The 26,417-nt window shown below is 43.9% G+C and carries 27 protein-coding genes and 1 tRNA gene; 7 read left to right on the forward strand and 21 right to left on the reverse strand.

Features of this window, described 5'->3' with window-relative positions:
• Position 1: 1 nt before the first annotated feature.
• The 8 genes from gpmI to CSV64_RS13900 all read right to left on the reverse strand — a co-directional run bounded on the left by gpmI (position 2) and on the right by CSV64_RS13900 (position 8,614).
• Positions 2 to 1,528 carry a 2,3-bisphosphoglycerate-independent phosphoglycerate mutase gene (gene gpmI, locus CSV64_RS13865; RefSeq protein ID WP_099635176.1) on the reverse strand — a complete coding sequence of 509 codons (1,527 nt, stop codon included), beginning with the start codon at positions 1,526 to 1,528 and terminating at the stop codon, positions 2 to 4.
• The gene (tpiA, locus tag CSV64_RS13870; protein ID WP_099635177.1) at positions 1,518 to 2,282 is read right to left on the reverse strand and encodes a triose-phosphate isomerase; all 765 of its coding nucleotides are present in this window, start codon (positions 2,280 to 2,282) and stop codon (positions 1,518 to 1,520) included. The genes gpmI and tpiA overlap by 11 nt, the downstream gene beginning before the upstream one ends.
• A gap of 12 nt (positions 2,283 to 2,294) precedes the next feature.
• Positions 2,295 to 3,482, reverse strand: a complete 1,188-nt coding sequence (locus CSV64_RS13875) for a phosphoglycerate kinase (protein WP_099635178.1) — start codon at positions 3,480 to 3,482, stop codon at positions 2,295 to 2,297.
• 133 nt (positions 3,483 to 3,615) lie between these two features.
• Entirely contained in the window at positions 3,616 to 4,623 is a 1,008-nt protein-coding gene (gene gap / locus CSV64_RS13880; protein ID WP_099635179.1) for a type I glyceraldehyde-3-phosphate dehydrogenase, read from the reverse strand.
• A gap of 62 nt (positions 4,624 to 4,685) precedes the next feature.
• Positions 4,686 to 5,711: a sugar-binding transcriptional regulator gene (locus CSV64_RS13885; protein WP_099635180.1), complete on the reverse strand. Its 1,026-nt coding sequence runs from the start codon at positions 5,709 to 5,711 to the stop codon at positions 4,686 to 4,688.
• 126 nt (positions 5,712 to 5,837) lie between these two features.
• Positions 5,838 to 6,071 carry a glutaredoxin family protein gene (locus CSV64_RS13890; protein WP_099635181.1) on the reverse strand — a complete coding sequence of 78 codons (234 nt, stop codon included), beginning with the start codon at positions 6,069 to 6,071 and terminating at the stop codon, positions 5,838 to 5,840.
• Between the two features lie 1,182 nt (positions 6,072 to 7,253).
• Entirely contained in the window at positions 7,254 to 8,039 is a 786-nt protein-coding gene (locus CSV64_RS13895; RefSeq protein ID WP_099635182.1) for a TPM domain-containing protein, read from the reverse strand.
• The gene (locus CSV64_RS13900; RefSeq protein WP_099635183.1) at positions 8,036 to 8,614 is read right to left on the reverse strand and encodes a LemA family protein; all 579 of its coding nucleotides are present in this window, start codon (positions 8,612 to 8,614) and stop codon (positions 8,036 to 8,038) included. Before CSV64_RS13900 ends, CSV64_RS13895 begins: the two co-directional genes overlap by 4 nt.
• 419 nt (positions 8,615 to 9,033) lie before the next feature.
• On the opposite strand from CSV64_RS13900, the gene CSV64_RS13905 reads away from it, so the two are divergent.
• From CSV64_RS13905 to CSV64_RS13925, 5 genes are all read left to right on the forward strand, one after another.
• A complete protein-coding gene (locus CSV64_RS13905) occupies positions 9,034 to 9,774 on the forward strand; it encodes a metal ABC transporter ATP-binding protein (RefSeq protein WP_099635184.1) in 741 nt (246 codons plus the stop codon).
• On the forward strand, positions 9,774 to 10,643 hold the full coding sequence (locus CSV64_RS13910; RefSeq protein ID WP_099635185.1) for a metal ABC transporter permease: 870 nt from the start codon (positions 9,774 to 9,776) through the stop codon (positions 10,641 to 10,643). Before CSV64_RS13905 ends, CSV64_RS13910 begins: the two co-directional genes overlap by 1 nt.
• Positions 10,644 to 10,704: 61 nt before the next feature.
• Complete coding sequence (locus CSV64_RS13915; RefSeq protein ID WP_199168559.1) at positions 10,705 to 11,682, forward strand: metal ABC transporter solute-binding protein, Zn/Mn family; 978 nt, start codon at positions 10,705 to 10,707, stop codon at positions 11,680 to 11,682.
• A gap of 135 nt (positions 11,683 to 11,817) precedes the next feature.
• On the forward strand, positions 11,818 to 12,132 hold the full coding sequence (locus tag CSV64_RS13920; RefSeq protein ID WP_099635187.1) for an ArsR/SmtB family transcription factor: 315 nt from the start codon (positions 11,818 to 11,820) through the stop codon (positions 12,130 to 12,132).
• Positions 12,123 to 13,415, forward strand: a complete 1,293-nt coding sequence (locus CSV64_RS13925) for an arsenic transporter (protein WP_099635188.1) — start codon at positions 12,123 to 12,125, stop codon at positions 13,413 to 13,415. Before CSV64_RS13920 ends, CSV64_RS13925 begins: the two co-directional genes overlap by 10 nt.
• A 303-nt stretch (positions 13,416 to 13,718) precedes the next feature.
• Here CSV64_RS13925 and CSV64_RS13935 read toward each other — a convergent pair.
• Positions 13,719 to 13,790 (reverse strand) — tRNA-Arg (locus CSV64_RS13935).
• Between the two features lie 231 nt (positions 13,791 to 14,021).
• Here CSV64_RS13935 and clpP point away from each other — a divergent pair.
• A complete protein-coding gene (gene clpP / locus CSV64_RS13940; RefSeq protein WP_099635190.1) occupies positions 14,022 to 14,618 on the forward strand; it encodes an ATP-dependent Clp endopeptidase proteolytic subunit ClpP in 597 nt (198 codons plus the stop codon).
• Positions 14,619 to 15,032: 414 nt separating this feature from the next.
• On the opposite strand, the gene CSV64_RS13945 is transcribed toward clpP, so the two are convergent.
• From CSV64_RS13945 to hprK, 12 genes are all read right to left on the reverse strand, one after another.
• Entirely contained in the window at positions 15,033 to 15,290 is a 258-nt protein-coding gene (locus CSV64_RS13945) for an HPr family phosphocarrier protein (RefSeq protein WP_099635191.1), read from the reverse strand.
• Positions 15,291 to 15,338: 48 nt separating this feature from the next.
• Positions 15,339 to 16,265, reverse strand: a complete 927-nt coding sequence (gene whiA / locus CSV64_RS13950) for a DNA-binding protein WhiA (protein ID WP_099635192.1) — start codon at positions 16,263 to 16,265, stop codon at positions 15,339 to 15,341.
• A 41-nt stretch (positions 16,266 to 16,306) separates the two neighbouring features.
• Positions 16,307 to 17,269: a gluconeogenesis factor YvcK family protein gene (locus tag CSV64_RS13955; protein WP_369823541.1), complete on the reverse strand. Its 963-nt coding sequence runs from the start codon at positions 17,267 to 17,269 to the stop codon at positions 16,307 to 16,309.
• Between the two features lie 7 nt (positions 17,270 to 17,276).
• Positions 17,277 to 18,164 (reverse strand): RNase adapter RapZ, encoded by an 888-nt coding sequence (gene rapZ, locus CSV64_RS13960; protein ID WP_099635193.1) that lies wholly within the window; start codon positions 18,162 to 18,164, stop codon positions 17,277 to 17,279.
• 5 nt (positions 18,165 to 18,169) lie between these two features.
• The gene (locus tag CSV64_RS13965) at positions 18,170 to 18,646 is read right to left on the reverse strand and encodes an 8-oxo-dGTP diphosphatase (RefSeq protein WP_099635194.1); all 477 of its coding nucleotides are present in this window, start codon (positions 18,644 to 18,646) and stop codon (positions 18,170 to 18,172) included.
• Positions 18,647 to 18,850: 204 nt separating this feature from the next.
• Positions 18,851 to 19,804, reverse strand: a complete 954-nt coding sequence (trxB, locus tag CSV64_RS13970) for a thioredoxin-disulfide reductase (RefSeq protein WP_099635195.1) — start codon at positions 19,802 to 19,804, stop codon at positions 18,851 to 18,853.
• Between the two features lie 148 nt (positions 19,805 to 19,952).
• A complete protein-coding gene (locus CSV64_RS13975; RefSeq protein WP_099635204.1) occupies positions 19,953 to 21,476 on the reverse strand; it encodes a tetratricopeptide repeat protein in 1,524 nt (507 codons plus the stop codon).
• A gap of 88 nt (positions 21,477 to 21,564) precedes the next feature.
• The gene (locus tag CSV64_RS13980) at positions 21,565 to 22,086 is read right to left on the reverse strand and encodes an acyltransferase (protein ID WP_099635196.1); all 522 of its coding nucleotides are present in this window, start codon (positions 22,084 to 22,086) and stop codon (positions 21,565 to 21,567) included.
• Positions 22,083 to 22,739 carry a pyrophosphatase PpaX gene (gene ppaX, locus CSV64_RS13985; RefSeq protein WP_099635197.1) on the reverse strand — a complete coding sequence of 219 codons (657 nt, stop codon included), beginning with the start codon at positions 22,737 to 22,739 and terminating at the stop codon, positions 22,083 to 22,085. Before ppaX ends, CSV64_RS13980 begins: the two co-directional genes overlap by 4 nt.
• Positions 22,732 to 23,691 (reverse strand): nucleoside recognition domain-containing protein, encoded by a 960-nt coding sequence (locus CSV64_RS13990; protein WP_099635198.1) that lies wholly within the window; start codon positions 23,689 to 23,691, stop codon positions 22,732 to 22,734. Before CSV64_RS13990 ends, ppaX begins: the two co-directional genes overlap by 8 nt.
• A complete protein-coding gene (gene lgt / locus CSV64_RS13995) occupies positions 23,675 to 24,496 on the reverse strand; it encodes a prolipoprotein diacylglyceryl transferase (RefSeq protein ID WP_233190477.1) in 822 nt (273 codons plus the stop codon). The genes CSV64_RS13990 and lgt overlap by 17 nt, the downstream gene beginning before the upstream one ends.
• Entirely contained in the window at positions 24,497 to 25,447 is a 951-nt protein-coding gene (gene hprK / locus CSV64_RS14000) for an HPr(Ser) kinase/phosphatase (protein ID WP_099635199.1), read from the reverse strand. It lies immediately after the preceding gene.
• 204 nt (positions 25,448 to 25,651) lie between these two features.
• Between hprK and CSV64_RS14005 the strand changes: the two genes are divergently transcribed.
• Complete coding sequence (locus tag CSV64_RS14005; RefSeq protein WP_099635200.1) at positions 25,652 to 26,203, forward strand: N-acetylmuramoyl-L-alanine amidase; 552 nt, start codon at positions 25,652 to 25,654, stop codon at positions 26,201 to 26,203.
• Positions 26,204 to 26,417 lie beyond the last annotated feature (214 nt).

Below are 26,417 nucleotides of genomic sequence, written 5' to 3' on the forward strand. Positions count from 1 at the left end.
CTTAGAATAATGATTTTCCGGTCATTTCAACCGGTTGTGGAATTCCTAACATTTTCAACATCGTCGGTGCCAAGTCTGCAAGAATACCGTCTGTGCGCAGCACTACATCTGGATTCGTCACAATGACAGGTACAGGATTTGTCGTGTGCGCCGTCATAGGTTGTCCACCGATAGTAGTGACTTCATCCGCATTGCCGTGATCCGCTGTAATGATAGCCGATCCGCCTTTTGCAGATAAGGCATCAATGATTCGGCCTAAACAAGTATCGACCGTTTCAATGGCTTTAATCGTCGGCTCTAGCATTCCGCTATGACCGACCATATCCGGATTCGCGAAGTTCAGGATGATGGCATCTTGTCGTTCCGCTTCGATTTCCGCCACTAACGCATCTGTTACTTCGTATGCGCTCATTTCCGGTTGCAAATCATACGTCGCGACTTTGGGCGAATTGATCAGAATGCGGGTTTCCCCTTCAAACGTCTCTTCGCGTCCGCCACTCATAAAGAACGTCACATGCGGATACTTTTCCGTTTCCGCAATACGCAACTGACGCTTGCCTTGGTCTTCTAGCACTTCACCGATTGTTTTGGTTAGATTGACAGTATGAAATACAATGTCTGCTACTACATCATCATTATAATGCGTAAAGCCGACAAAATGTAAGTCCGTAAATTTTTTCACGCCGCGATCGAAGCCATCAAAGTCAGGTTGCGTTAAAGCGCGTGACAATTGAATCGCACGGTCTGGGCGGAAATTGAAGAATATAACCGCGTCTCCGTTATGAATCGTCGCTACTGGTTTGCCGTCTTGTTGAACGACAAATGGTTCGACAAACTCATCATGTATTTCTTCGGCATATGAAGCGCGGATTCCTTCTTCTGCTGAATCACAATGAGGTCCGATACCGTAGACCATCGCGTCATACGTTTTCTGCACGCGTTCCCAGCGCTTGTCGCGGTCCATCGCAAAATATCTGCCGGACACCGTTGCGATTTGGCCAACACCGACTTCTTCCATGACATCTTCTGTACGTTTGATATAAGGAAGTGCTGTCGTTGGTCCTACGTCACGTCCGTCGAGGAATGCATGCAAGTAGACACGCTCCACGCCATGTTCTTTCGCCATTTTCAATAAAGCGAATAAATGCTCATAATGACTGTGGACGCCGCCGTCAGATAGTAACCCCATCACGTGAAGTGCAGAGTCTTTCGTTTTGACGTGCTCCATCGTTTCAAGCAATGTCGCGTTATCAAAGAACTCGCCTTCACGAATCGACTTGTTGATGCGCGTCAAGCTTTGATAGACGATACGCCCAGCCCCAATGTTCAAGTGTCCTACTTCAGAGTTCCCCATTTGTCCTTCTGGTAACCCTACCGCTTCTCCACATGCCGTCAATGTTGCGTGAGGGTAGTTCTCCCACAGCAAATCAAAGTTTGGAATGTTAGATTGCGCTACCGCGTTGCCGTACGATTCATCTCGTAAGCCAAAACCGTCCAAGATAATTAACGCGACCGGTTTATTCGCCATGAGTTCCAGCCTCCACTAATTTTACGAATGCTGTCGGATCAAGACTTGCTCCTCCGACTAACGCACCGTCAATATTGTCCTTGCTAAGTAATTCAGCGATGTTTTCTGGTTTTACACTGCCGCCGTATTGAATACGCACTGCATCTGCTACATCTTTTGTATAAAGTGTTTCGACCTTATGACGGATCGCTGCACATACTTCATTGGCATCGTCAGCTGTTGCGGTTTTGCCTGTGCCGATTGCCCAGATAGGTTCGTACGCAATGACTGCTTGTTTCGCTTGTTCCGCTGTTACGCCGTGAAACGCTTTTTCTACTTGTGCGGAAACAATTGAAACCGTTTCAAGTGCTTCGCGTTGTTCTAACGATTCCCCTACACAAACGATCGGTACGAGGTGATGGTTGAACGCTGCGAGTACTTTTTTATTTACCGTATCGTCTGTTTCATTGAAATACTGACGACGTTCAGAGTGTCCAAGAATGACATACTGTACGCCTAAGTCTTCCAGCATAGCTGGGCTGATTTCGCCTGTGAATGCCCCTTCGTCTGTATCATGCATCGTTTGAGCGCCTACTTTAATCGCAGTCGTTTCAAAACGTTGTTGTAAATCGTTCAGATACAATGCCGGAGGGCAAATGACTGCTTCGACTTGATCTGATGCCGTGAGTTGTTCTTTAATGTGTTCCGCAAAATCTGCAGCTTCACCAGATAATTTAAACATTTTCCAGTTGCCCGCAATTATTCGTTTTCGCAAAAGAATTCCTCCTTATTCTCGATCTTGTAGTACAGCGACTCCTGGCAATTCTTTACCTTCCATGAACTCGAGTGAAGCGCCGCCACCTGTAGATACGTGATCCATTTGTTCTGCTACTTCAAACTTTTCCACAGCCGCTGCAGAGTCTCCTCCACCAATTACCGTGTAAGCTGCTGTTTCTGCCATCGCGTCCGCCACTGTTTTCGTACCGTTTGCGAATGGTTCCATTTCGAACACACCCATCGGCCCGTTCCAGATGACAAACTTCGAGTTTTTAATCACTTGCTCATAACGCGCTGCTGTTTCCGGTCCGATATCGAGACCCATCCAGCCTTCTGTAATCGCATCGACTGAAACCGTTTTCGTTTCTGCATCCGCTGCAAACTTATTCGCTACGACTGCATCTGTCGGCAAGTATAGAGTCACTGCCCGTTGCTTCGCCTTTTCAATGAAAGATTTCGCCAACTCTACTTTATCTTCTTCTACTAGTGAATCTCCAGTTTCGTGACCTTGTGCGCGTGTGAATGTATATGACAATCCGCCACCAATTAACAAGTTGTCGACATTATCCAACAAATTATCAATAACGCCGATTTTGTCTTTTACTTTCGCACCGCCAATGATCGCTGTGAACGGACGATCAGGATGAGACAAGGCTTTTCCGAGAACATCTAATTCTTTCTCAAGTAAGAAGCCAAGAACGCCTGGTATGTACTCTGCAATGCCAGCAGTGGAAGCATGTGCGCGGTGCGCTGTTCCAAATGCGTCATTCACAAAGACGTCAGCAAGCTCTGCATATTGCTTGGACAGTTCTGTATCATTCTTTTCTTCGCCTGGATTAAAGCGAACGTTTTCCAGCAAGATCACGTCGCCGTCTTTCATTTCGGCAATCGCTTTTTCTACTTCTTCACCTATTGATGAATCGAGTTTCTTCACTGTTTTCCCAAGAAGCTCAGACAATTTATCGCCAGCAGGTGTCAAACGCATTTCTTCTTGTACTTCACCTTTAGGACGTCCGAGGTGGCTAGCTAAAATCACTTTTGCCCCTGCGTTTGTCATATATTCAATTGTTGGTAGTGCCGCTCTAATGCGTGTATCATCCGTTACCGCTCCATCTTCCATCGGTACGTTGAAATCCACGCGACAAAATACGCGCTGGCCGTTCAATTTAATATCTCTGATCGTCTTTTTCATGTTCATACAATAAGTCCTCCTCGGCTTAAATACAAAAAGAGGAACGGGGTTCTCCGTTCCTCTCACCCATATTTATTCATTATAATCGGTTACTTGTGGAATGGCTACGATTTATAACAGAATTCATGGTTTTCTCGGCTTATAGGCCTTGTTTGCTCATATATCGTGCAAGATCGATACAACGAGCAGAGTAACCTGACTCATTATCGTACCAAGAAATTACTTTTACCATATTGTCTTCCATCACCATTGTAGACAATCCATCTACTGTGGAAGAAGCAGTGTTTCCATTGTAATCAACAGATACTAATGGCAAGTCACTGAAGAATAGAAGTCCTTTTAATTCGCCTTCAGAAGCTTTCTTCAATGCAGCGTTGACTTCTTCTACCGTTACGTCTTTTTCTAATTCCGTTACAAAGTCCACAAGTGACACGTTTGGAGTTGGCACACGTACGGCCATTCCATCTAGTTTCCCTTTCAGTTCAGGAATTACTTTCGTTACAGCAGAAGCTGCACCCGTTGTCGTTGGAATCATCGACACGCCAGCCGCACGCGCACGTCGGTAGTCGGAGTGTGGTAGATCAAGAATTTTCTGGTCGTTCGTATACGAGTGAATCGTCGTCATCATACCGCGCTTAACGCCGAATGAATCATTCAATACTTTCACGACAGGTGCTAAACAGTTTGTCGTACAAGACGCGTTCGACACGATGTGGTCGTTCGCTGCATCGTACGTTCCTTCATTGACACCCATCACAAGTGTTGTCATGTCACCTTGTGGTGGAGCTGATAAGATGACTTTCTTTGCACCTGCGTCGATGTGCTTTTGCAATGCTTCTTTTGAACGGAAGACACCTGTACAATCGATCACGATATCTACGCCAAGGTCTTTCCAAGGTAAGTTCGCAGGATCTTTTTCTGCAAACACGCTAATCTTTTTGTCATTTACCATGATTGAAGATTCATCTGATTGCACATCTGTATCAAAAATGCCGTGCACTGAATCATATTTCAATAAATGAGCCAACATCGCTGCGTCTGTCAAATCATTAATTGCCACTACTTCTACATCTTTTGTTGCAAATGCTTCGCGAAGTACCAATCGTCCAATTCGTCCAAATCCATTAATCGCTATTTTTACTGTCATACTAAATCGCCTCCGTTAAAGTGGTTGTTATGTTTTTGCCTTCTAGGCATTGTGTTCGCGTTTTACATGAGCGACAGCATATTTTCCGCTGCCCCTTCGTCTGTTACTAAAATCGTCTGAGACGGTGCACTGGCTAAATACGACAGCAGTGCTTCCGCTTTACTTGCTCCGCCGGCTACTGTGAGCACGAGCGGAACGTCTTGCAATTGCTCCATCTGAATTCCAACTGTACGGATCCGATGGACAATTTCACCTTGCTGATTGAAATAAAAGCCGAACGCTTCTCCCTTCGCTTGCCGATCCTGTAGAATCTGCTGTTCCTCTTCAGGAGAGTTTCGCAATACAGCCATTTTCGTCGCATTCCCGACACCGTGGATCACGCAATCGGTGCGACTATATAACTCCAGCATCTCTTTCGCAGCAGGCTCATGCTGGAATACCGCATGTGCTTCTTCACTCAAAGTATCTGGATAATAAAACGCTTTGTATGTCGCTTGACACGTTTCTGCAAACGAAGCAGCAATCATATTCGCCTGTAACCCAATTTCTTCCCCTACGCCACCTCTTGCTGCAATGAATTGCACATCCGGCAATTCATCTTGCTGCATAAACGATGGAATCGCGGCTACTGAACTGCCGCCAGTTACTGCGACAATTTCATTGCCTTTAATGCGCGAGCGAAATTGTTTCGCCGCTTGCATACCAAGCAACTTTTTCGTTAAAGGTGAATCATCGGAATCCCCTTCTACTACATGTACTTTTAGAATGCCGAGACGCTCCGCCAACTCATTCGCAAGTTGTCGTCTGCCCGATCTTTCCTCCATCGTATCATGCAATGCAAAGAGCACTTCTATACCTTTTTCTGTAGTCGATACGCCATCTTTCGCAATATGCACCAATTCCTGCTCTTTCAATAAATCAAGCATCGTGCGCGTTTCCCGCTCGGAATAACCAGACACAGAACTAAGTGTTCGTCTGCCAACAGGTCCCGACGCTTTGATTAGCTTCAACATATGGTAGCGTTGCTCGATCAACAGCGGAAGTTCAGGTATAAGTGCGAGTTGCGCTTCATAAAATGACAAGTTCACTCACATCACTCTTTTCAAGTGGGTTATATTTGATCCCTGTTGTTTATTCTTGTCCCACCTAGTGTAAAAAAATACTATACGTGAAGTATAGCATGTTTGAAAATGAAACACAACAAGAAAGCGTTTTCATTGTTCAATTAATTCCAAAACATCGACATAGCCGATATTTCCATATGCCAACACTTGTCCTTCGTGCTCGATGACCGGGATCATCAGCATATATTTCTCGTGGATTTCGTCATCTTCTTCTATATTGATCGTCTGCCACTCGAGTCGGTAATCTTCCGCGACCAAGTGAAGCATTCGTTCCGCTTCTTCGCATAGCTCACAATTGGGTTTTGTGTAGAGTTGAATTTTCATATGTGGATCACCTCGTTTGTACTTATGATGGCATGGATTGGGTTGTTTTTCTAGGGATTTGCATTTTTTGGAGTGGGTGGGTGTTGAGGTTGAGGTTGGGATGGGGTATGAGCGGTTGTGGGGTTTGATAGAGCGGGTAACTTGGATTTATGAGCGGTTGTGGATTGGGATAGAGCGGATGGCATTGCGGATAGAGCGTTGGCGGGATTACATTGAGCGGATTTTGTGATTCATTGAGCGGCAAACAGCAAATGCCAAAGATAGATGGCGCGGCGGATTGGATACGGGTGGACGAGCTGTCGTGCCGCGGGCTTTGAGCGGATACGCAGCTACTTAGAGCGAATAACATGAAACTATGAGCGGCTGCGGATCGCGATAGAGCGGATATCGCTACGTATAGAGCGCTGGTGGGATGGGATTGAGCGGATTTTGTGATTCATTGAGCGCTAAATCGCAAATGCCAAAGATAGATGGCGCGGCGGATAGAATGTGGGAGGACGAGCTGTCGTGCCGCGGGCATTGAGCGGATACGCAGCTACTTAGAGCGAATAACATGAAACTATGAGCGGCTATGGACCGCGATAGAGCGGATAGCATTGCGGATAGAGCGCTGGCAGGATGGGATTGAGCGGATTTTGTGATTCATTGAGCGCTAAATCGCAAATGCCAAAGATAGATGGCGCGGCGGATAGAATGTGGGAGGACGATTTGTCGTGCCGCGGGCATTGAGCGGATACGCAGCTACTTAGAGCGAATAACATGAAACTATGAGCGGCTGCGGATCGCGATAGAGCGGATAACGCTATGGATAGAGCGTTGGCAGGATGGGATTGAGCGGATTTTGTGATTCATTGAGCGGCAAACAGCAAATGCCAAAGATAGATGGCGCGGCGGATCGGATACGGGTGGACGAGCTGTCGTGCCGCGGGCATTGAGCGGATACGCAGCTACATAGAGCGAATAACATGAAACTATGAGCGGCTGCGGATCGCGATAGAGCGGATATCGCTACGTATAGAGCACTCGCGAAACTTCATAGAGCAGATAGCGTGAATCATTGAGCGCTTAGCCTACCTCATTGAGCGCCCCGTGGCCACATAGAGCACTCAACCAACCAATCCAAACAAAAAAGTGACGATAACTCAAAATTCGAGTTATCGTCACTTCCCGCGAAGTAAGCTATTACCAACTTCGGCCTGCTCCGCCACCACCACCCGAACCACCGCCGCCGAAGCCACCAAAGCCCCCGCCGCCACTTCCACCTCCGAAGCCACCGCCACCGGAGCCAGGGAAGAATATCGGGCCGACACTAGATCGACCACCTGGACCGCCGCCACCGCCTCTTCCTCCACCGCCGAAAAAGATGCGGAAGAGAATATAGAGAACGATGATCACGAAAATAATCGATGGCATGCCTACGTCTTCTTCACCTTGCTCAGGGTATACGACTGGCAACTCATCGCCTTCGAGTCCGTATTCCGCGGCTATTTCATTATAAAAAGCTTTGTATGCTTCCATAATCGCGAGGTCTGGTTGTTCTTGCCTTAAATACGGCATCGCTAGTTCATCAATATAACGTCCCACTTTACCGTCAGGAAGTGCTCCTTCCAAACCGTAGCCGGTCGTTAAATAAAACTTCCGCTCAATACCTGCAGCTTCATTTTTTTCTGTGGAAACGACGAGCAATGCGCCGTTGTCCATTTCTTTATCGCCTAATTGCAATTCACGGAGCAAGCGTAATGCGTATTCCTCAACCGACTCGCCTTCTAGGGAATATACTGTACGAACAGCGAGTTCGGCTTTCGTTGCTGCTTGCAAGCGAATGCCATACTCTTCTATCTCTGCTTCTTGCTCGGGTGATAAAATGTCCGCATCGTCCACTACTACTTCTGTAATCGCATGAACGGTCGTAGTACCAGTAAGGGCCACTAGTAGTGCTACGAAGAACATGCAGATGCGGTTGATCACTTCGCGTCATCCCCAAAATCGACTGATGGCGGTTGTTGCGCCCCTTCGACCGCTTTGAAGTATTCTTTTTCATCGAATCCGAAGATCGAAGCAACGATTTTACCTGGGAATCGTTTAACGGTTCTATTAAAGACCGACACGACGTCGTTATAATCTTTGCGTGCAACCGCGATACGATTTTCCGTACCTGCTAACTCATCCATTAATTGTTGGAAGTTTTGATTTGCTTTTAAGTCAGGATAGTTTTCTACAACGACTAGTAAACGACTTAATGCGCTCGATAGTTCTGAATCTGCGGCTGCTTGTTCTTCAGGACCTTGTGCCCCGGCCATTTTACTACGTGCGTTGGCAATGTTTTCAAGCACCTCTTTTTCATGTGAGGCATACCCTTTCACTGTATTGACTAGGTTCGGGATTAAATCTACTCTACGTTGTAATTGCGTTTCAATCTGCGCATACGACTGGTCGACGTCTTCTTCTAGATTGACTAATTTGTTGTAAGAAGGAACGATCATAATCGCTGCGATTACTACTAACACTATGATGGCTATAAGCGGGCCAGCTACTTTCTTCATACATCACTACTCCTCTCATCATCTCATTAGTATGTACTTACCCTACTTCTTTCACTCACCAAACTTCCAGTTGCAATAATTTTAAAGCGAGTCATTGGGTTTATGTCCAGTTTACTTCCTATATATAAGCATAAACTACATACAATATGACGCATCTATTCAAATACATGTGCTTCTTGAGGAAATCTGCAAGAATATATTTTCAATTACCGCTTTACAGATATTTTTGAGTAAGTTATACTAATAAATGTTGCACGAAGGAAACAATATAGTACCAATCATGCATTAGAGTTGCATAAGGGAAACTATTGTTTTATATTATTACTTATAAAAAAACTATACTGCTTCTTGAGTAAAATAAAAGTTGTATTCCTTTTATCTGAAAGTTGCACTAGGGAAAGAAAAGAGGAGGAAACTGGATGATAGATCCGATAACGGTCAGCAATATAAGTGTTTCGTATGACGGCAATGAAGTCGTAAAAGACGTTTCGTTTTCATTTGGATCTGGTAGTTTGATTGGTGTTCTCGGGCCGAATGGTGCGGGTAAATCTACATTGATGAAAGCTATGCTTGGCTTAATCCATAAAGATCAGGGGGATGTAAAAATCGGTAGCAAGACGGTGGATTCCATGCGTAAGCAAATCGCTTATGTTCCTCAGCGTTCCAATATCGACTGGAACTTCCCGATCATTGTGAAAGATACGGTTTTACTAGGAACGTATCCAAAAATTGGTTTGCTCAGACGTCCGCGTAAAGCAGATAAAGAATGGGCAATGGAGTGTTTAAAGCAAGTAGGAATGGAAGGTTTCGCAAATCGCCAAATTGGTGAATTGTCGGGTGGCCAGCAACAACGGGTATTCCTTGCACGCGCACTAGCCCAAAAGGCGGACTATTTCTTTCTTGACGAACCATTTGTCGGAATTGACGTATCCAGTGAAGAAATCATTATTGGAATCTTGCGCGAAATGCGAGAGGCCGGCAAAGTGATTTTCGTTGTTCACCATGATTTGTCTAAAGTGAAAAAGTATTTTGATGGGTTGGTCCTCATTAATAAAGAGTTAATTGATGCAGGTCCTACTAGTAAAGTGTTCCAGTCAGACAATATGGCGAAAGCATATAACCGTGAATTTATGATCGACGGCTTGGAGGTTTCTATGTAATGGAGTTTATTCAAGACTTAATGACGTACGGTTTCTTACAGAAAGCATTGATTACGTCGATCATGGTCGGCATCATTTGTGGAGTCATTGGTAGTTTCATCGTTCTTCGAGGTATGGCTTTGATGGGTGATGCGATTTCCCACGCGGTTCTACCGGGTGTTGCCATTTCTTATATGCTTGGAATTAGTTATTTCTATGGTGCCGTGTTTACGGGTGTTCTTACCGCATTCAGCATCGGTGCCATATCTCAAAATAGTCGAATCAAGAATGACTCCTCTATCGGGATTGTCTTTTCAGCGTTTTTTGCTCTCGGGATTATTTTAATCACACAAGCCAAAAGCGCGACGGACTTAACGCAGATTTTATTCGGTAACGTGTTATCTGTCCGTAGTTCTGATATGTGGCTGACATTGATCATTGGTGCCATTGTCATTTTAGTAGTCGTGTTGTTCTTTAAAGAACTTCTCGTTTCTAGTTTTGACGAGACGATGGCCGCAGCATACGGTTTGAAAACGCGTTTAATTCATTACGCGATTATGTTTTTATTAACGTTGGTTACAGTTGCTTCATTACAAACTGTTGGAGTAATTCTTGTTGTCTCTTTATTGATTACACCCGCTTCTACGGCGTATCTATTAACGAATCGCCTATCCATCATGGTCGTACTGGCAGCATTTTTCGGTGCCGTGTCTTCCATCACTGGATTGTATTTCAGTTTCTTGTACAACATGCCATCTGGACCCGTGATCGCCTTAGCCGCGACAGCCATTTTCGTCCTGGCATTTTTATTCTCACCTAAACAAGGTCTTGTGGTCGGTATGTTCCGGAAGAAATTCAAACGTAAATCAATGACAGGCGCAACCGAGTAAGGAACCAACCGCCACGGCGGTAAAATAAATTTAATATCCATAAAGGAGTAGAGTGTATTACATGAAGAACTTAGCAAAGTGGCTAACGTTGTCATTGCTCGCTGTATTTATGTTAGCGGCATGCGGTAATGATGATGAAGGCAAAAAGACAGAAGGTACGGACGACGGAGACAAAGTAGCGGAAACAGGCGACAAGCTGAAAGTCGTTACGTCATTTACTATCATTGCGGATATGGCACGTGAAATCGGTGGGGACTACGTTGACGTATATAACTTAGTACCAACTGGAACGGACCCTCACGAATATGAGCCATTGCCGAATGATATCAAAGCGGCAACAGATGCTGACGTATTATTCTACAACGGTTTAAACCTAGAAGGCGGAGAAAAAGGCTGGTTCTTCAAAATGATGGATTCCGTCGGTCAGAAGGACGAAAATATTTTCAGCTTGACTGAAGATGTAGGGCCGAAGTATATCGGTGGAGAAGACGGCACTGATGAGGAAATCAATCCACACGCGTTTATCGATCCAGCGGTTGGTGTCAAGATGGCAGAAGCTATGCGCGACGTATTGATTGAAAAGCACCCGACAGAGAGCGAAAAAATTCAAGCGCAAGGTGACGAATACGTAAAACGTCTTCAAGAATTGGATGATGAATTCGCAGAGCGTATTTCTACAATACCTGAAGAAAACCGTGTACTCGTAACAAGTGAACGTGCATTCCAGTACTTGAATGATCACTACGGCTTAAAAGAAGCGTTTATCTGGGAAATCGATACAGAAGAGAATGGTTCTCCTAAACAAATTAAAGAACTCATTAACTATATCAAAGAGCACAAAGTTCCTGTGTTATTTGTAGAATCCAACGTAGACACTCGCCCAATGGAAACTGTTTCTGCAGAGACTGGCGTTCCAATTGCCGAAAAGCCGATCTACTCTGATGAAATTGGTAATCCTGGTGACGAGATTGATACGTATGTAAAATATTTGAGCTACAATATGGATCTCATTCATGATGAGTTGAGCAAAGAACGATAAGTAACTCGGTCAACCAACTCGAGATAAAAAGGAAGCCACACTCCCCTTGTGGCTTCCTTTTTTGTTTGTATAAAAGTATTGAATATATAAGTCTTAGCTTATATGCTATAGATACTAAAAACAAAGGAGTATTTTATGAATCCTAAACAAATGGAACGTTTCTTAAAAACGATTGGCGATCAATCCCGATTACAATTATTGAAGGCATTGGAGCAAAAGCCTTTATGCATTTGTGATTTGAATACTTTACTAGACGTATCACAACCTGCAATTAGCCAGCATATGCACAGACTAAAGAGTGATGAAATTGTGCTGAATGAACGACGTGGACGTTGGGTGTTTTGGTCATTAAATGATTCCCATCCCCACTACTTGTTACTACAAGAATTATTGAAGTTATTACCGGTTCCTACTATTGAATGTAGTCAGGAGGAGAATCGATGCAAATAATACTAGCTGCTACTATATTTCTACTCACGTTGGTCCTGGTTATTTGGCAACCGCGTAACCTATCCATCGGCTGGTCCGCTATCGCTGGTGCGGTTCTCGCCTTACTTTTTGGTGTCGTCAGCTTTACTGACGTCATTGATGTAACGTCTATCGTATGGAATGCTACATTAACGTTTGTTGCACTGATCATCATTTCCTTGATCCTCGATGAAATCGGATTTTTCGAATGGTCTGCATTACATATGGCGCGTTTTGCCAAAGGAAGCGGCGTGCGGATGTTTTTACTAGTCATCCTGCTTGGTGCCAGTGTATCGGCTTTATTCGCAAATGATGGAGCCGCATTAATACTCACGCCCATAGTTCTCGCGATGGTGCGTGCGCTTAATTTCAAAGAGAAAATGATCTTACCCTTCGTCATGGCGTCGGGATTCATTGCGGACACTACTTCCCTGCCATTTGTCGTCAGCAATCTCGTGAACATCGTCTCTGCTGACTTCTTCGGCATCGGCTTCGCTGAATACGCGAGCCGTATGATCATTCCGAACTTCTTCAGTCTTGGCGCAAGTATTGTCGTGTTGTATTTGTACTTCCGCAAATCGATACCGAAACGTTTTGATGAGAAATTGCTACGTACACCTGCCAGTGCGATACGTGACCATAAACTATTCCGTATTTCCTGGGTAGTACTCGGCGTATTATTGTTCGGCTACTTCATTAGCGAATCACTAGGTTTACCAGTCTCCTTTATCGCAGGTTCCATTGCGATCATATTCTTGCTGATCGCAAGGACAAGCGAAGCGGTGCAGACTAAAACGGTAATCAAAGGCGCACCCTGGGCTATTGTGTTCTTTTCTATCGGGATGTACGTAGTCGTCTATGGATTGCGCAATGCAGGATTGACGACTGTACTGACAGGTTTGATCGAGTGGACATCGAGCCATGGCTTGTATGCTGCAACGATTAGCATGGGGTTCATCGCAGCGATCCTATCGTCGATTATGAATAATATGCCGACTGTCATGATCGACGCGCTCGCAATCCAAGATGCCGCAGTTCCGCCTGATGTGCGAGAAGCGCTAATTTATGCGAATGTGATTGGGTCTGATTTAGGTCCGAAGATGACACCGATCGGCTCGCTCGCGACGTTGCTTTGGTTGCATGTGCTATCGTTAAAAGGCGTGCGTATTTCATGGGGGTATTATTTCAAGGTAGGTATCGTATTGACTGTGCCTACGCTTCTGATTACGTTGACGGGGTTATGGTGGTGGCTTTCGGTTTCTTGAAAGTAAGGAAGGCCAAGGATTGGCACTTCCCCTATTTAGATACTAGCGAACTCTCACAAACGTTTATGCTGATCTCCGGAGTATTACTTTGGTTCTCAATTTCTATCGATGATTTATCCATAGGGAAAAGTAAACAAAATGAATATAACGAATTAAAAAAGAACACACTCAATGAGATTACTTACATGTTCTCTCATCAAGTGTGTTCTATTTATATGTTTCCAACGGCATAAAAAAAACAACGATTGTCTGCACGATCCAATTGGACCATGGCAAACAACCGTTGTTTAGATAGAACCTTGATGCCCTCGGCGGGAGTCGAACCCACATTTTGAGCTTCGGAGGCTCACGTGCTATCCATTGCACCACGAGGACTAAACGTGTAGTATCAAACTTTAACTATAATTACTCCACTACAGAAAAAAGCTTTTCTTCTGTAAGAGACATCTTCCATTATATCGTAGAATATAATGAAAAGCAATGTGTATTTTTAAGGCAAATGATTTGACCTTTGTTGACCTTAATAGGTAAAATACAGTTATAGTTGAAATACGAAATGATTTCAACCGAACGAATATTATGAAGTAATTAAAGGAGGAAGTCTAATTGAATCTAATTCCTACAGTTATTGAACAAACAAACCGTGGTGAGCGAGCGTACGACATCTACTCTCGTCTATTGAAAGACCGTATTATCATGTTGGGGAGCGGTATTGACGACAACGTAGCAAACTCCATCGTGGCACAACTGCTATTCTTGGAAGCTGAAGATCCAGAGAAAGATATCTCCATTTATATCAACAGCCCAGGTGGAAGCATCACAGCAGGTATGGCAATCTATGATACAATGCAATACATCAAACCAGACATCCGCACAATCTGTGTAGGAATGGCAGCATCTATGGGTGCATTCTTGCTAACAGCTGGTACAGAAGGTAAACGTTACGCTCTGCCAAACGCAGAAGTAATGATTCACCAACCACTAGGTGGCGCACAAGGTCAGGCAACTGAAATTGAAATCGCTGCAAAACGCATCTTGCACCTACGTGAAAAACTAAACCAAATCCTATCCGATCGCACGGGCCAGCCAATCGACGTCATCGCAAAAGACACAGACCGCGATAACTTCATGACTGCCGAACGCGCTAAAGAATACGGTCTTATCGACCACGTTCTAGAACGCAGCGACATCGAAAAGAAATAAATACCACAGGTTGTCGCAGAAAGCCAAAAGGCCTTCCGCGACAACCTTTTTATTTTGTATTTTTATTTGGGTTTTGGTTTTGGTTTTATCTTTACCAATCAAATGGACTAGCTCTCTAACTCCAGAAAGAGACACTTGTTGGTCGGAGTGAGAGCCGTGGCGAAGTACGGCTTTTGCGAGTAAAAGCGAAGCGTTAGAAGCACATCTTTGCACTTAAGGCGGCGACTCCGGGAGGATCAGCGTGAGTTCGAGACCCTGGACTGAACGAAGTGAAGGAAGCGGCTCGGGCCACGCCCTCCGGAAAGCGTCCGCCTGGAACGCAGACCAACAACTTCTCCACGTCTCCCCTCCCTTATACCAAAAAACAAAAAAAGATGACGAAACCTCAAAAGGTCATCGCCACCCATATCCAACTCATTGCTCATCTTCCACTAAATCAGCCAAATTCTGAAGAGCTAACTCCTCATCAATCCCGTCCGTAATCAACGTGATCTCCGTACCCTTCGCAATCGCCAAACTCATAATCCCCATGATGCTCTTCGCATTCACCTGACGACTATCCTTCTTCAAATAAATATCAGCCGAATACTTATTGGCCTCCTGTACAAATAACGCTGCCTGCCTCGCTTGTAAACCGGGTTTAATCCCTACTGTAATTGTTTTTTCTACCATATTGTGTGCTCCTTTTCTTCCTCTTCTCATGAAGGATCTACTAGTAATTTAACGTAATCGATCTGCGATTTCTTCAATCTTACGCAAACGATGATTGACACCTGATTTACTGACCGGTGCACCCGTCACCAGCTCGCCTAACTCCTTTAGCGTCACATCTTGGTGCGTGACACGTAATTGAGCAATCTCTTGCAGACGTTCTGGTAATTGATCTAAACCAATCGTGCGTTCAATCAACTTAATATTTTCAACTTGTCTTTGTGCTGCACCGATCGTCTTATTCAGATTGGCCGTTTCACAATTGACTAGCCGATTTACACTGTTGCGCATATCACGCATGATCCGCACATCCTCAAATTTCATAAGAGATACATGCGCACCAATGATGCCAAGAAAATCGGATATTTTTTCTGCTTCTTTAAGATACGCAATAAATCCTTTTTTCCGTTCAATTGATTTCGCGTTCAAATGGAAATGGTTCATCAACTCAACAAGTGATTGACTATGTTCTTGATAGCTCGAGAAGACTTCCAAATGATAAGAAGACGTCTCCGGATTATTCACGGAACCTCCTGCCAGGAAAGCTCCCCGTAAGTATGCGCGTGCACAGCAATCTTTTTCAATTAACTGTGGATCGATCGTATTGATCATTTGGAAATCATGCGTCATGATCGATAATTCTTCCAATAAGTGCTTAGCCCCATCACGGATTCGGCAAATATAGACATTATTTTTCTTTAAGCGCATTTTTTTTCGTACCAGCAATTCCACTTTATATGGATACAACGCCTTCATGTTCGAATACAGACGACGCGCAATAGATGCATTTTCTGTTTGAACGTCAAGACTTAGTTGTTTATTAGAAAAAGACATGACACCATTCATACGGATGAATGCCGCAATTTCTGATTTCGTACAGCAGTCATCCGCCTCAATCTGCGTCAATTCTTTTTTCGTTTTGGATGCAAAAGACATGATATTCCCCCTCTTCGGCGATCTTCATATCTATCCGCCTTCTACGTTCTCTCTATATAACGCATCAACATATCTGATACTTCCATCGTTTTATGCATAATCGTTCCATCTAATATTGTCGCGATCTCCTGCACAAATACTTCAGACACTAGTGATTGCAGTATTTCTAAGTCGTTCTCTACAAGCCAAGGCTCTTCATTTTCATTCAGGTTATACGTACGTCTGAACGCTTCTGCATTATTCACTAGTACTGCATCAAGAAAAGGTTCTCCCGCGTGATCATAGAGCGCCTGAACATGCTCAGAAGCAGTATAACGATAAGTTTCGCCACGTTGCGTCGTTAAATTACCAACATAGACCTTTTTCGCAGTACTTTCGAGAATTGCTTCGCGGATATCTTGCACTAAAAGTGTTGGCAAAGTACTAGTATACAAGCTTCCCGGCCCAAATACGATTAAATCTGCATTTTTTATCGTATCGGCTGTTTCCGGCAAAGGTTTTACATCTTGAGGCGTGATGAAAACGTTACGGATCTTCCTTCCATAGAGAGGAATTTTCGATTCACCTGTAATGATTGAACCATCTTCGAGCTCGGCATGCAAGGTAATTCGCTGATTTGCTGCAGGTAATACTGTTCCTTTAATATTCAGAACAACGCCCATCTGCTCGACTGCACGTGCGAAATCACCCGTGATAGTCGTTAGGGCTGTAAGCATTAAATTACCAAGAGAATGTCCCTTCAAACCATCCGTTCCCTCAAATCGATGCTGGAACATTTTCTCAATCATCGGCTCCACATCTGAAAGCGCTGCCATAACCTGTCTTATATCTCCAGGTGGCGGGACGTTATACTGGTCGAGTAAACGGCCTGAACTTCCCCCGTCATCCGCCACCGTAACAATCGCTGTCAGTTCAATTGGGTAGCGTTTTAAACCGCGAAGGATATTGGATAACCCTGTGCCGCCACCGAACACAACAACTCTTTTCATCGTAGTGGATTGCATATTCATGTCAACCCTTTCTTTTTTCAACATCCCGATGTGATACATAGGTCGGGTAGTCGCCTTTAAACACACTTGTAAAGTATTCAGCAAGTGTAACAGAGCGGTGTTGACCACCTGTACAACCGAACGCAATGACTGCTTGACCTTTTCCTTCTTGTTTATACTGCGGAATCAAGAACTTGAATAAATCGGTTAGTTTTTCGATTAATTCTTTCGTGTCCGACCATTTCAATACGTAATCTGACACTTCACGATTCAAACCTGTCAATGGACGTAATTCTTCCAAATAAAACGGGTTCGGTAAAAACCGTACGTCGAACACTACGTCTGCATCAATCGGCATCCCATGTTTAAATCCGAATGAGACAAAATTTAAGGTGAAGTTTGGCTCGCCAGCTTCAGAAAATTCGCGTGTGATTTTTTCTCGTAATTGCTTAGGCTTTAATTTGGATGTGTCGATAATCGAACGGGATAGTCCTTTTATTTCTGTTAATAAAAGACGCTCTTTGCGAATACCTTCGAGTAACGTGCCACCTTCAGATAATGGATGTGACCTACGCGTTTCTTTATATCGTTTCACAAGTGCTTCGTCATCTGAATCGAGGAATAGCAAACTCGTTTTAACATCTTCCATTTTGAATAACCCTTCGAGTGCAGTAATCATGGAGTCGAATAAACTTCCTCCGCGCGTATCCATCACGGCTGCAATACGTCTCATTTGATTATCTGACTTCATCATCAAATCCAGGAATGTTACAAATAATTCGGGTGGTAAGTTGTCTATGCAATAGAACCCCATGTCTTCAAAGCATTGCATGGCGACTGTTTTACCTGCACCTGACATACCCGTAATTATGACAACTTCGTATTCATTTACCACTTGTGGTTGATCCATAAATGTTAGTCACCTTCCATTGATTGTTGAAGTGATTCCAGCAAGAAGCGGAATTGCTCTGTATAATAGAACGTTCCATACTGCATACCTTTCTGACTAACCGCAAAAAGTAAGTTCTTGCGATCCCCTTCCGCCATTGGTAGTGTATGCAAACTTTCTAGCGGATGCCATTCCAGTTCACCTTCGATGGTGGTTTTCATTAACTCTCCGGAATAGTCGTGTGCGACAAATGTGAAGAGTAACCATTCATTCAATAATTCTTTTCCTTCATCATCCATGATCATCATCGTATATACGCCTTTTAAATGTGGCGAGATCGCTTGCGCACCGGTTTCTTCGAGAAATTCACGATTAGCGGCTTCATAAATAGACTCACCTTCATCAATTTTCCCACCCGGCGCCACATACCAACCACGCCTCGGCTTCTTCAGCAAAAGGACTTGACCGTCTTTTACCACGAGCAAATTAGCAATTTTTTGCATATGTAGTTCCCCACTTTTCAAGTATGTATTTATAGTATACAACGCTTTCATTGAAAACGAAAAAAAAAGGTGACTATTCACGGAAGTTTGTACCGTAAATAGCCACAAAGTTGCTATATTATGAAAGGGGTGTCTTTCTTTTTCTATTATCCCCCTTTTTTATTGCAAAACGATTACATAGACGTTACAAATTGATAACCTATTTTACGCCTTCGCTTCTACTTCTTCCATCAACTCTTCGATATACTTCTGAGCTGCTTGAGCTGCAATACTTCCGTCTCCTGTTGCTGTTACGACTTGACGTAATAACTTCTCACGTACATCGCCTGCAGCAAAGATACCTGGAATTTTCGTTTCCATAATGTCATTTGTTTCAATATAGCCGTTTTCATCCAAAATGCCGAGATCTTTGAAAGGCTCTGTGATTGGGTCCAATCCGATATAAACGAACATACCTTCAGTTTCCATTTCACGTTCAGAACCGTCTTCAGTAGAAACTAGCGTTATGGAACCAATCTTACCGTCTTTTTCATTCACTTGCTTAACCGTTGAATTCCAAATGAAATCAATCTTTTCATTAGCAAACGCTCGCTCTTGAACGATTTTTTGTGCACGCAATGTATCACGACGGTGGATAATAGTTACCTTATTAGCAAAACGCGTTAAATATGAACCCTCTTCTACCGCAGAGTCACCGCCACCAATAACGACGATATCTTTATTGCGGAAGAATGCTCCGTCACATACCGCACAATAACTTACGCCACGGCCAGTCAATTCTTCTTCACCCGGTACACCGATCTTGCGGTATTCTGCGCCCGTAGTCAAAATAATTGCACGTGCTTTATAACTTTTTCCACCTGCGTGAACCGTCTTAAATTCGCGACCGTCTTCGATTTTCGTTACGTCTCCATAAGCATATTCAGCTCCGAAACGTTTCGCATGATCGAACATTTTTGTCGAGATATCTGGACCTAAAATACTTTCAAATCCTGGATAGTTCTCAATTTCTTCTGTATTGGCCATTTGACCGCCTGGCAAGCCTCTTTCTAACATCAATGTGGACATGTTTCCACGTGATGTATAGACAGCTGCTGTCATCCCTGCTGGTCCTGCCCCAACGACAATTACGTCATATACTTTTTCTTCCGTTGTCATAGTAGTTTTCCTCCTTCAAAATACGCATCCTTTGGCTTTCATTGACTTCACCAAAGATTTCATCCGACTGGCAGATAAAACTATCGCTATATAAAATCGTACGAGAAATACACTTGAATTTCAACTTAAATGCAACATCTGCAAGTAGTTATTCTTCTGTATAAGGCAGAAATTGAAGAAGTTCCTGAATATACTTGGATAACGTCGCAACAGATACGCTGTAATTTTCCGCAACAGACTTTTTCGTCACTTTTTCGTCATGTGAAGATTGGAACATATAATCCGCTGCCGCAGCAATTGCATGCACATTACTGAACGTATACTTCTGTTCGAGTGCATGTTCACATAGCGTGAACCACATTTGAAAGAACTGTACACCTTGCTCATCAAGCGGTTTATAGTCTTCATACAATAAATCACAAATGGCCAGTGCTTTTTTCAAAGCCTTCTCAAATGGATTAGTCACCTTGAATGAATAATTCAAACTGTGCGCTAGAAACAGTTGTTCCGCAGCTGTCAATTTTTCTACATCTATATATCCGGGATGTGAAAGAATTTCCTGTAAATGTGACGACTTTCCTACTAAGTACAAGCCGAACATTCGCTCACTGCGATACGGGTTTGAAATCTTTTCGATCAAGAACGGTACATCCTCTTCGTAGGAATCCATATCCAACTCTTCATCCAGTGATTTCCAAGGTTCGAAGCCTTCTTTCGTAGGATCCAATTTCAGTAACGCTTCATTCGCTTGCTCCGCTACTTTACGATGACCCGTAAAATATGCAGCGTTCGCTAGCCAGAAGTAATACCCGACATCTCCTTCGAATCCGCGTTTTTGCAGACTGCGAAGCCAGTGATACGCTTCTTCATAACGACCTGTCAGCGCAAATGTCGCACCTAATTTATAGCGCTGTTCGAATTGATACGGTTTAATCTTCGACAACAGCTCCATCATACTTTTCAAACGCTCTTCATCCCGGTTGTAATAAAAGAATACCGCCAAGTTACACAGCGCATGGATGTTGCCTTTTTCTTCACGCAAGACTTCATATAGAATGTCTTCCGCATGCTTCTCTTTGCCGATATAAAAATACGCAAGCGCCAAATTATTATGGACAGCCCACGTTTTCGGATAATCCACTAATAAATCCTCTAGCACTTCAATGGCATCTTCAAAATCTCCTTGTTCCATCATGCGACGTGCTTTTTCTTGCCTGAATATTACTTCACTATCCAGCTGTTCGCCTTCTTCAACGAACATTTCTTCCTGATCAGCGAATTCAGAGATTTCATGGGCTTCTTCTACAAATATGCCATCGGGTGCTATAGCCACATATTTCAATGCATACTGCTTCGCTTCACGCAGTAGACCGAGGTGTGCATGAACTTCAGCTAAATAGAATGTCGTCTCTTCATTGTTTGGATCTAGATCATCAGCTGTTTGCAAAAGCTCATAGGCATCTTCAAAGCGGCCGACTTCCATGATGAACACACCGTATTCCATATGGGTCAGTGCATCATCTGGATTCAAATCCAGTGCACGTTTATAATATTTTTCCGCATCAGAAAATTGTTCACGCTGCATAGCTTGCATTGCGCGTTTACGATAAAAATCACCGTCTGGCAGGAATGAAATAATTTTATCTTTTATAAATCGTTGGTTGTTTTTCAATCGAACTCCTCCGAAAAAGTAAGAGGAACGCACTTGACGTCCCCCTGCAATGTATCCTCTAGTATAGCACAACTACATAGCCCGTCATTCATTTGCTTTCACGTGCTGCACGTTCCGCCATTTGTTCGGCTGTATATATAATGCGTACTGGATTCCCGCCAGCAAATGTACCGGCAGGAATGTCTTTATTGACGAGTGAGGCAGCGGAAACAATGGCACCATCGCCTATTTTAACGCCCGGCAAAATCGTTGTATTGGCTCCAATCAGTACATTATTGCCTATTTCCACATCGCCAATACGGTATTCATCTATCAAGTATTCATGTGCTAAAATCGTCGAATTAAACCCGATTATGGAGTTTTCACCAACAGAAATTCGTTCTGGAAACATGACATCCGGTACAACCATCAGCGCAAAAGCCGTATGCTTCCCGACTTTCATCCGCAAGAACACTCGATACAAGACGTTTTTCCATGAAACAAATGGCGTATACCGCGCAATTTGAATCACGATGAAATTCTTAGCTACTTTAAAAATGGAGACCGTACGGTAAATATGCCAAAGTGAATTTGCATCTCCTTTGGAAGGATGCCGCTCTGTGCGTCTCATAGTTTGATTCCCGCAGTGATTTTAAGTAAGTCGGACATATGTTGCAACATGAAGTCAGGTTTGAATGTCTGCAAATATTCTTCACCTTTTAACGCCCATGCAACAGCTGCAGTTCGTGTTCCTGCATTTTGTCCGCCCAGTATATCGTGGAAGTTATCCCCGATCATCAGTGACTCTTCAGGTGCTCGGCCAAGACGTTTTAATGCCAATACAATCGGCTCAGGATCCGGTTTAGGATTCGTAATATCATCGAGTCCAATCACTGTCTCAAAATAAGGGGCGATATCGAGAAGGTCGATCCCTCTTTCTACCATATCGCGCTTCTTTGTAGAAACGACCGCCATCTTAAAGCCTAGATCATATAATTTACGGAGCGTATCTGTGACACCTTCGAATTCAGTTACATAGTCATCGTGATGAGCCAAGTTCCATTCACGGTATTCGTCAATCAATTGTTCTGTCTTATCTGGTGCAATCGAGGAAAACGTATCATGTAATGTAGGTCCGATAAACGGCAACATCTCTTCCCGCCCAAAACGTCCAGGGAAATGCTTCTCAAGGACATGTTCAAAAGAAGAAAGTATTAACTCATTTGTATCTGCAAGCGTTCCATCAAAATCAAATAATAATGTAGTAATCGGTTGATTAGTCAATAACAGCTTCCCCCTTCTCTCTCGGCTGCTTCCATAGAATACTCACTGTAATCGTCAGTACAATGGCAGTTACAAGCCGAATGATCAATAATGGCCAAATCGGTATACCGAGTGGCAAGAATAATAGTGTATCCTCAATCACTGCATGGCATGCCATCAAGAATATGAAAGCCAATGTAATATCCCGTTTCGAGACGCCATCTTCCTGCACTGCTTGAATCATGACGCCTGCACCGTATGCCAGGCCAATCAATAATCCCGCAACGAGTGTCATCGAGGCATTGGGTTTCACACCAATCAGTTTTGTAAACGGTGCCAAACCACTAGAAAAACGCTCTAAATAATTGCGATCTTTCACGTACTGCACAAACAACATTAATGGAATGACAATCAATGCCAGCTGCAAGACGCCAAATGCCGCTTTTTCAAGTCCGAGCAAGAAAATCTGCACAAAGCCTTCTGGCACAACTTCCGCTTGTGGCGTTAGACCGTATTGCGCGATTTCATTGCCGCCTGTCCAAAATACATTGATCAAAACTCCAGCCAGCACAGCCAATCCGAGTCGAACGACAAGCACTGTCCAAAGTTTGACGCCTACTTTTATGGCGACAGCTGTCTCAATGAACAAATTATGCGCAAAACTGATCATCATAGCAATGATAAATACTTCTTTAACCGTTAATTCTAATGAAATGATGCCGGCAATTCCAGCATATAAATTTAATGCATTGCCAAGCACGATGGGCACAGCTGCTTCACCGCGCAAGCCAAAAAGATGCATAATAGGTTCAACCAATTGCACAAGCCAAGGTAAGATAGGTGTAAACTGCAAAATGGTTACAAGCAACGTAATAGGGAAAATAATTTTACCGAGCGACCACGTTGTTTTTAATCCCACTTGTAAACCATTTTTCAACGTACTAGATAATGCGATATTATTTTTGTTTGTCATCATAGTTCTCTTTCACTTTCATTATATATCTGCGATACAACAAGATGGCGATCCCTATGACAACTCCTGCTACAGATACTAACTGCGCAGCACGTAAACTGCCGATGACGTACAGACTATCCGTCCGCATCCCTTCAATGAAGAATCGGCCGATTGAATACCAGATGACATAAAACAAGAAAACTTCTCCACGTTTCATCTTCAGCATTCTTCGGATTACTAAAATCAAAATGAGTCCGACCACATTCCATAACGACTCATACAAGAATGTCGGATGATACGTGATCCCATCAATCGTCATTTGATTCATAATCCAGTCAGGAATGATCGTACTTTCTTTAAACGCTTCTGAAACCGGTCCGCCATGCGCTTCCTGGTTCATGAAGTTTCCCCAGCGTCCGATAATTTGTCCAATTAATAAGCCCGGTGCTGTAATATCTGCCACTTTCCAAAATGACACACCGCGCTTCTTACAGAAAATCACAGCTGTAATGACCGCACCGATCAAGGCACCATGGATTGCTATTCCACCATTCCAAATTTGAATGATTTGGTCTGGATGATCACGATAATAATCCCACGTGAACAGAACATAGTAAATTCGTGCACTGATAATGGAAATCGGAATCGCCCAAATGAGCATGTCCGTTAGTAAGTCCGGATGCATTCCCCGCTTCAGCATTTCTCGTTGTACAATCATAAATCCTAAAATAATTCCGAGCGCAATCAAAATACCGTACCAGCGAACTTCTAAGCTGCCAATACTGATCGCGACGGGGTTAATCGCTAGCATGGAAACATTCACTTAGTCGCGCCCCTCTTCTTCTAATAGTTCCGCATTGTCTGCGATCGCTTGATCCAAACGCTTGGTAAATTCCTCTGCAGCATTAATTCCAAGACGCTTCATTCGATAATCCATCGCCGCTACTTCAATGATGACTGCGATATTCCGCCCAGGTCGTACAGGAACGGACAATTTCGTAATTTGCGAATCGAGAATTTCTACTTTCTCTTCATCGATTCCGAGACGATCATAGTGCTTCTTATCATCCCAAATTTCTAAATCGACCGCTAACAATACACGCTTATCATCTTTCACGGAACTTGCACCAAACAACGTCATCAAATCGATAATACCGACACCGCGAATTTCCAACATATGTTTCAATAGTTTCGGTGACGTTCCGATTAAGATATTATCGGATACTTGTCGAATCTCGACCGAATCATCCGCTACAAGTCTATGCCCTTTTTTAATGAGTTCTAACGCCGTTTCACTTTTCCCTACTCCGCTACCACCCGTGATTAATACTCCGACACCATACACATCCACTAGCACACCATGAACAGTCGTCATCGGAGCGAGTTGTCCAACCAAGTAATTCGTCAGCATGCCTGAGAACTGCGTAGTCTTATAATCTGTCCGCAGAACCGGAATGTTTTTCTCCTCTGCTAACTGGCTCAACTCTTTCGGACCTTCTTCGCCATGAGCAATAATGAATGCCGGCGTATCGACCGAGCAAAGTCGCTCCAAACGCTTTCTTCGCGTAATGGCAGGCAATGTTTCAAGGAAGGACATCTCCTTCCGCCCAATCAACTGCACACGCTCCGCAGGATAATAATCAAAATAACCAGCCATCTCAAGGCCAGGCCGTGAAATATCACTCATTAGGACTTGCTTATGAATGCCCTCGTGTCCAGCAATCAATTCCAATCCGAAACGATTCATAATATCTTCTACTGTTAATTCACCCATGAAATCCCTCACTCTCTGCTACGATGTACGTATTCTGACAGTTTCTTGCCGTATCATCATTTCCTGTGCTTATGTACAAATCATTCCAACCTATTTTAACATGAAGGTAACGAAAAGAAATGGATTACTTCTTGATCTATATTCCCTTTTTGTATCCTTTTCAAAAGTCTTCTCTATATAGAGGATAAAGGAGAGTGGACAGAATTGACACTAATCATTCTTGATGCGGGTCACGGCCCAGATACACCCGGCAAACGAACACCTGATGGAAAGCTTCGCGAGTATTATTTTAATGCGGCAGTAGCCGCACTCGTCGGAGAGTTTTTAACGAAAGAAGGCCTGACAGTAAAGTATACACACACGTCTGCTCGTGACGTGCCTTTAAGCGAACGAACGACTTCAGCTAATCGAATGAAAGCAGATGCATTTGTCTCAATCCACGCAAATGCATTCGGCAACGGCTGGCACACCGCACAAGGAATTGAGACCTATATTTATCCACAAGCAAGCCAAAGTTCCGCAGTGCTCGCTTCTGCCGTGCAGAAATCCTTGATCTTTGCTTGCCTGCGTCCCGATCGCGGCGTGAAAAAGGCCGATTTCGCTGTCTTACGTGACACGAATATGCCTGCAATTCTAGTAGAGTGCGGCTTCATGTCGAATCAGACAGAGGCCGCGTTATTGCAAAGCAAAGCCTATCAACGCCAATGCGCACGAGCTATCGCTTTTGGGATTTTGTGTTGGGAGTATGGGAGGTGAATTGGGAGGGGTTGTTTTGTTTTGACTGAGATGTGGGGGCATTGAGCGGTTGCGCGGCAGGGTTGATCGCTTAACCCGTAAGTATGAGCGGATACGGACCACGATAGAGCGGACATCCACCCTCATAGAGCGAAAACGCAGCAACAATGAGCACTTACACGAATTATTGAGCGGCACAGGCGATTGACCTCTAGGAGCAGTGTGTAATGAGCGG

The sequence above is a fragment of the Sporosarcina sp. P32b genome (assembly GCF_002743335.1).
Classification (GTDB): Bacteria; Bacillota; Bacilli; order Bacillales_A; family Planococcaceae; genus Sporosarcina.

What these genes read in the sequence shown, in the direction of transcription:
- gpmI (WP_099635176.1), bottom strand. Translation starts at nt 1,528, where the DNA reads ATGGCGAATAAACCGGTCGCGTTAATTATCTTGGACGGTTTTGGCTTA.
- CSV64_RS13875 (WP_099635178.1), bottom strand. Translation starts at nt 3,482, where the DNA reads ATGAACATGAAAAAGACGATCAGAGATATTAAATTGAACGGCCAGCGC.
- gap (WP_099635179.1), bottom strand. Translation starts at nt 4,623, where the DNA reads ATGACAGTAAAAATAGCGATTAATGGATTTGGACGAATTGGACGATTG.
- CSV64_RS13890 (WP_099635181.1), bottom strand. Translation starts at nt 6,071, where the DNA reads ATGAAAATTCAACTCTACACAAAACCCAATTGTGAGCTATGCGAAGAA.
- CSV64_RS13900 (WP_099635183.1), bottom strand. Translation starts at nt 8,614, where the DNA reads ATGAAGAAAGTAGCTGGCCCGCTTATAGCCATCATAGTGTTAGTAGTA.
- CSV64_RS13905 (WP_099635184.1), top strand. Translation starts at nt 9,034, where the DNA reads ATGATAGATCCGATAACGGTCAGCAATATAAGTGTTTCGTATGACGGC.
- CSV64_RS13910 (WP_099635185.1), top strand. Translation starts at nt 9,774, where the DNA reads ATGGAGTTTATTCAAGACTTAATGACGTACGGTTTCTTACAGAAAGCA.
- CSV64_RS13915 (WP_199168559.1), top strand. Translation starts at nt 10,705, where the DNA reads ATGAAGAACTTAGCAAAGTGGCTAACGTTGTCATTGCTCGCTGTATTT.
- CSV64_RS13920 (WP_099635187.1), top strand. Translation starts at nt 11,818, where the DNA reads ATGAATCCTAAACAAATGGAACGTTTCTTAAAAACGATTGGCGATCAA.
- CSV64_RS13925 (WP_099635188.1), top strand. Translation starts at nt 12,123, where the DNA reads ATGCAAATAATACTAGCTGCTACTATATTTCTACTCACGTTGGTCCTG.
- CSV64_RS13945 (WP_099635191.1), bottom strand. Translation starts at nt 15,290, where the DNA reads ATGGTAGAAAAAACAATTACAGTAGGGATTAAACCCGGTTTACAAGCG.
- whiA (WP_099635192.1), bottom strand. Translation starts at nt 16,265, where the DNA reads ATGTCTTTTGCATCCAAAACGAAAAAAGAATTGACGCAGATTGAGGCG.
- CSV64_RS13955 (WP_369823541.1), bottom strand. Translation starts at nt 17,269, where the DNA reads ATGCAATCCACTACGATGAAAAGAGTTGTTGTGTTCGGTGGCGGCACA.
- rapZ (WP_099635193.1), bottom strand. Translation starts at nt 18,164, where the DNA reads ATGGATCAACCACAAGTGGTAAATGAATACGAAGTTGTCATAATTACG.
- CSV64_RS13965 (WP_099635194.1), bottom strand. Translation starts at nt 18,646, where the DNA reads ATGCAAAAAATTGCTAATTTGCTCGTGGTAAAAGACGGTCAAGTCCTT.
- trxB (WP_099635195.1), bottom strand. Translation starts at nt 19,804, where the DNA reads ATGACAACGGAAGAAAAAGTATATGACGTAATTGTCGTTGGGGCAGGA.
- CSV64_RS13980 (WP_099635196.1), bottom strand. Translation starts at nt 22,086, where the DNA reads ATGAGACGCACAGAGCGGCATCCTTCCAAAGGAGATGCAAATTCACTT.
- CSV64_RS13990 (WP_099635198.1), bottom strand. Translation starts at nt 23,691, where the DNA reads ATGACAAACAAAAATAATATCGCATTATCTAGTACGTTGAAAAATGGT.
- hprK (WP_099635199.1), bottom strand. Translation starts at nt 25,447, where the DNA reads ATGGGTGAATTAACAGTAGAAGATATTATGAATCGTTTCGGATTGGAA.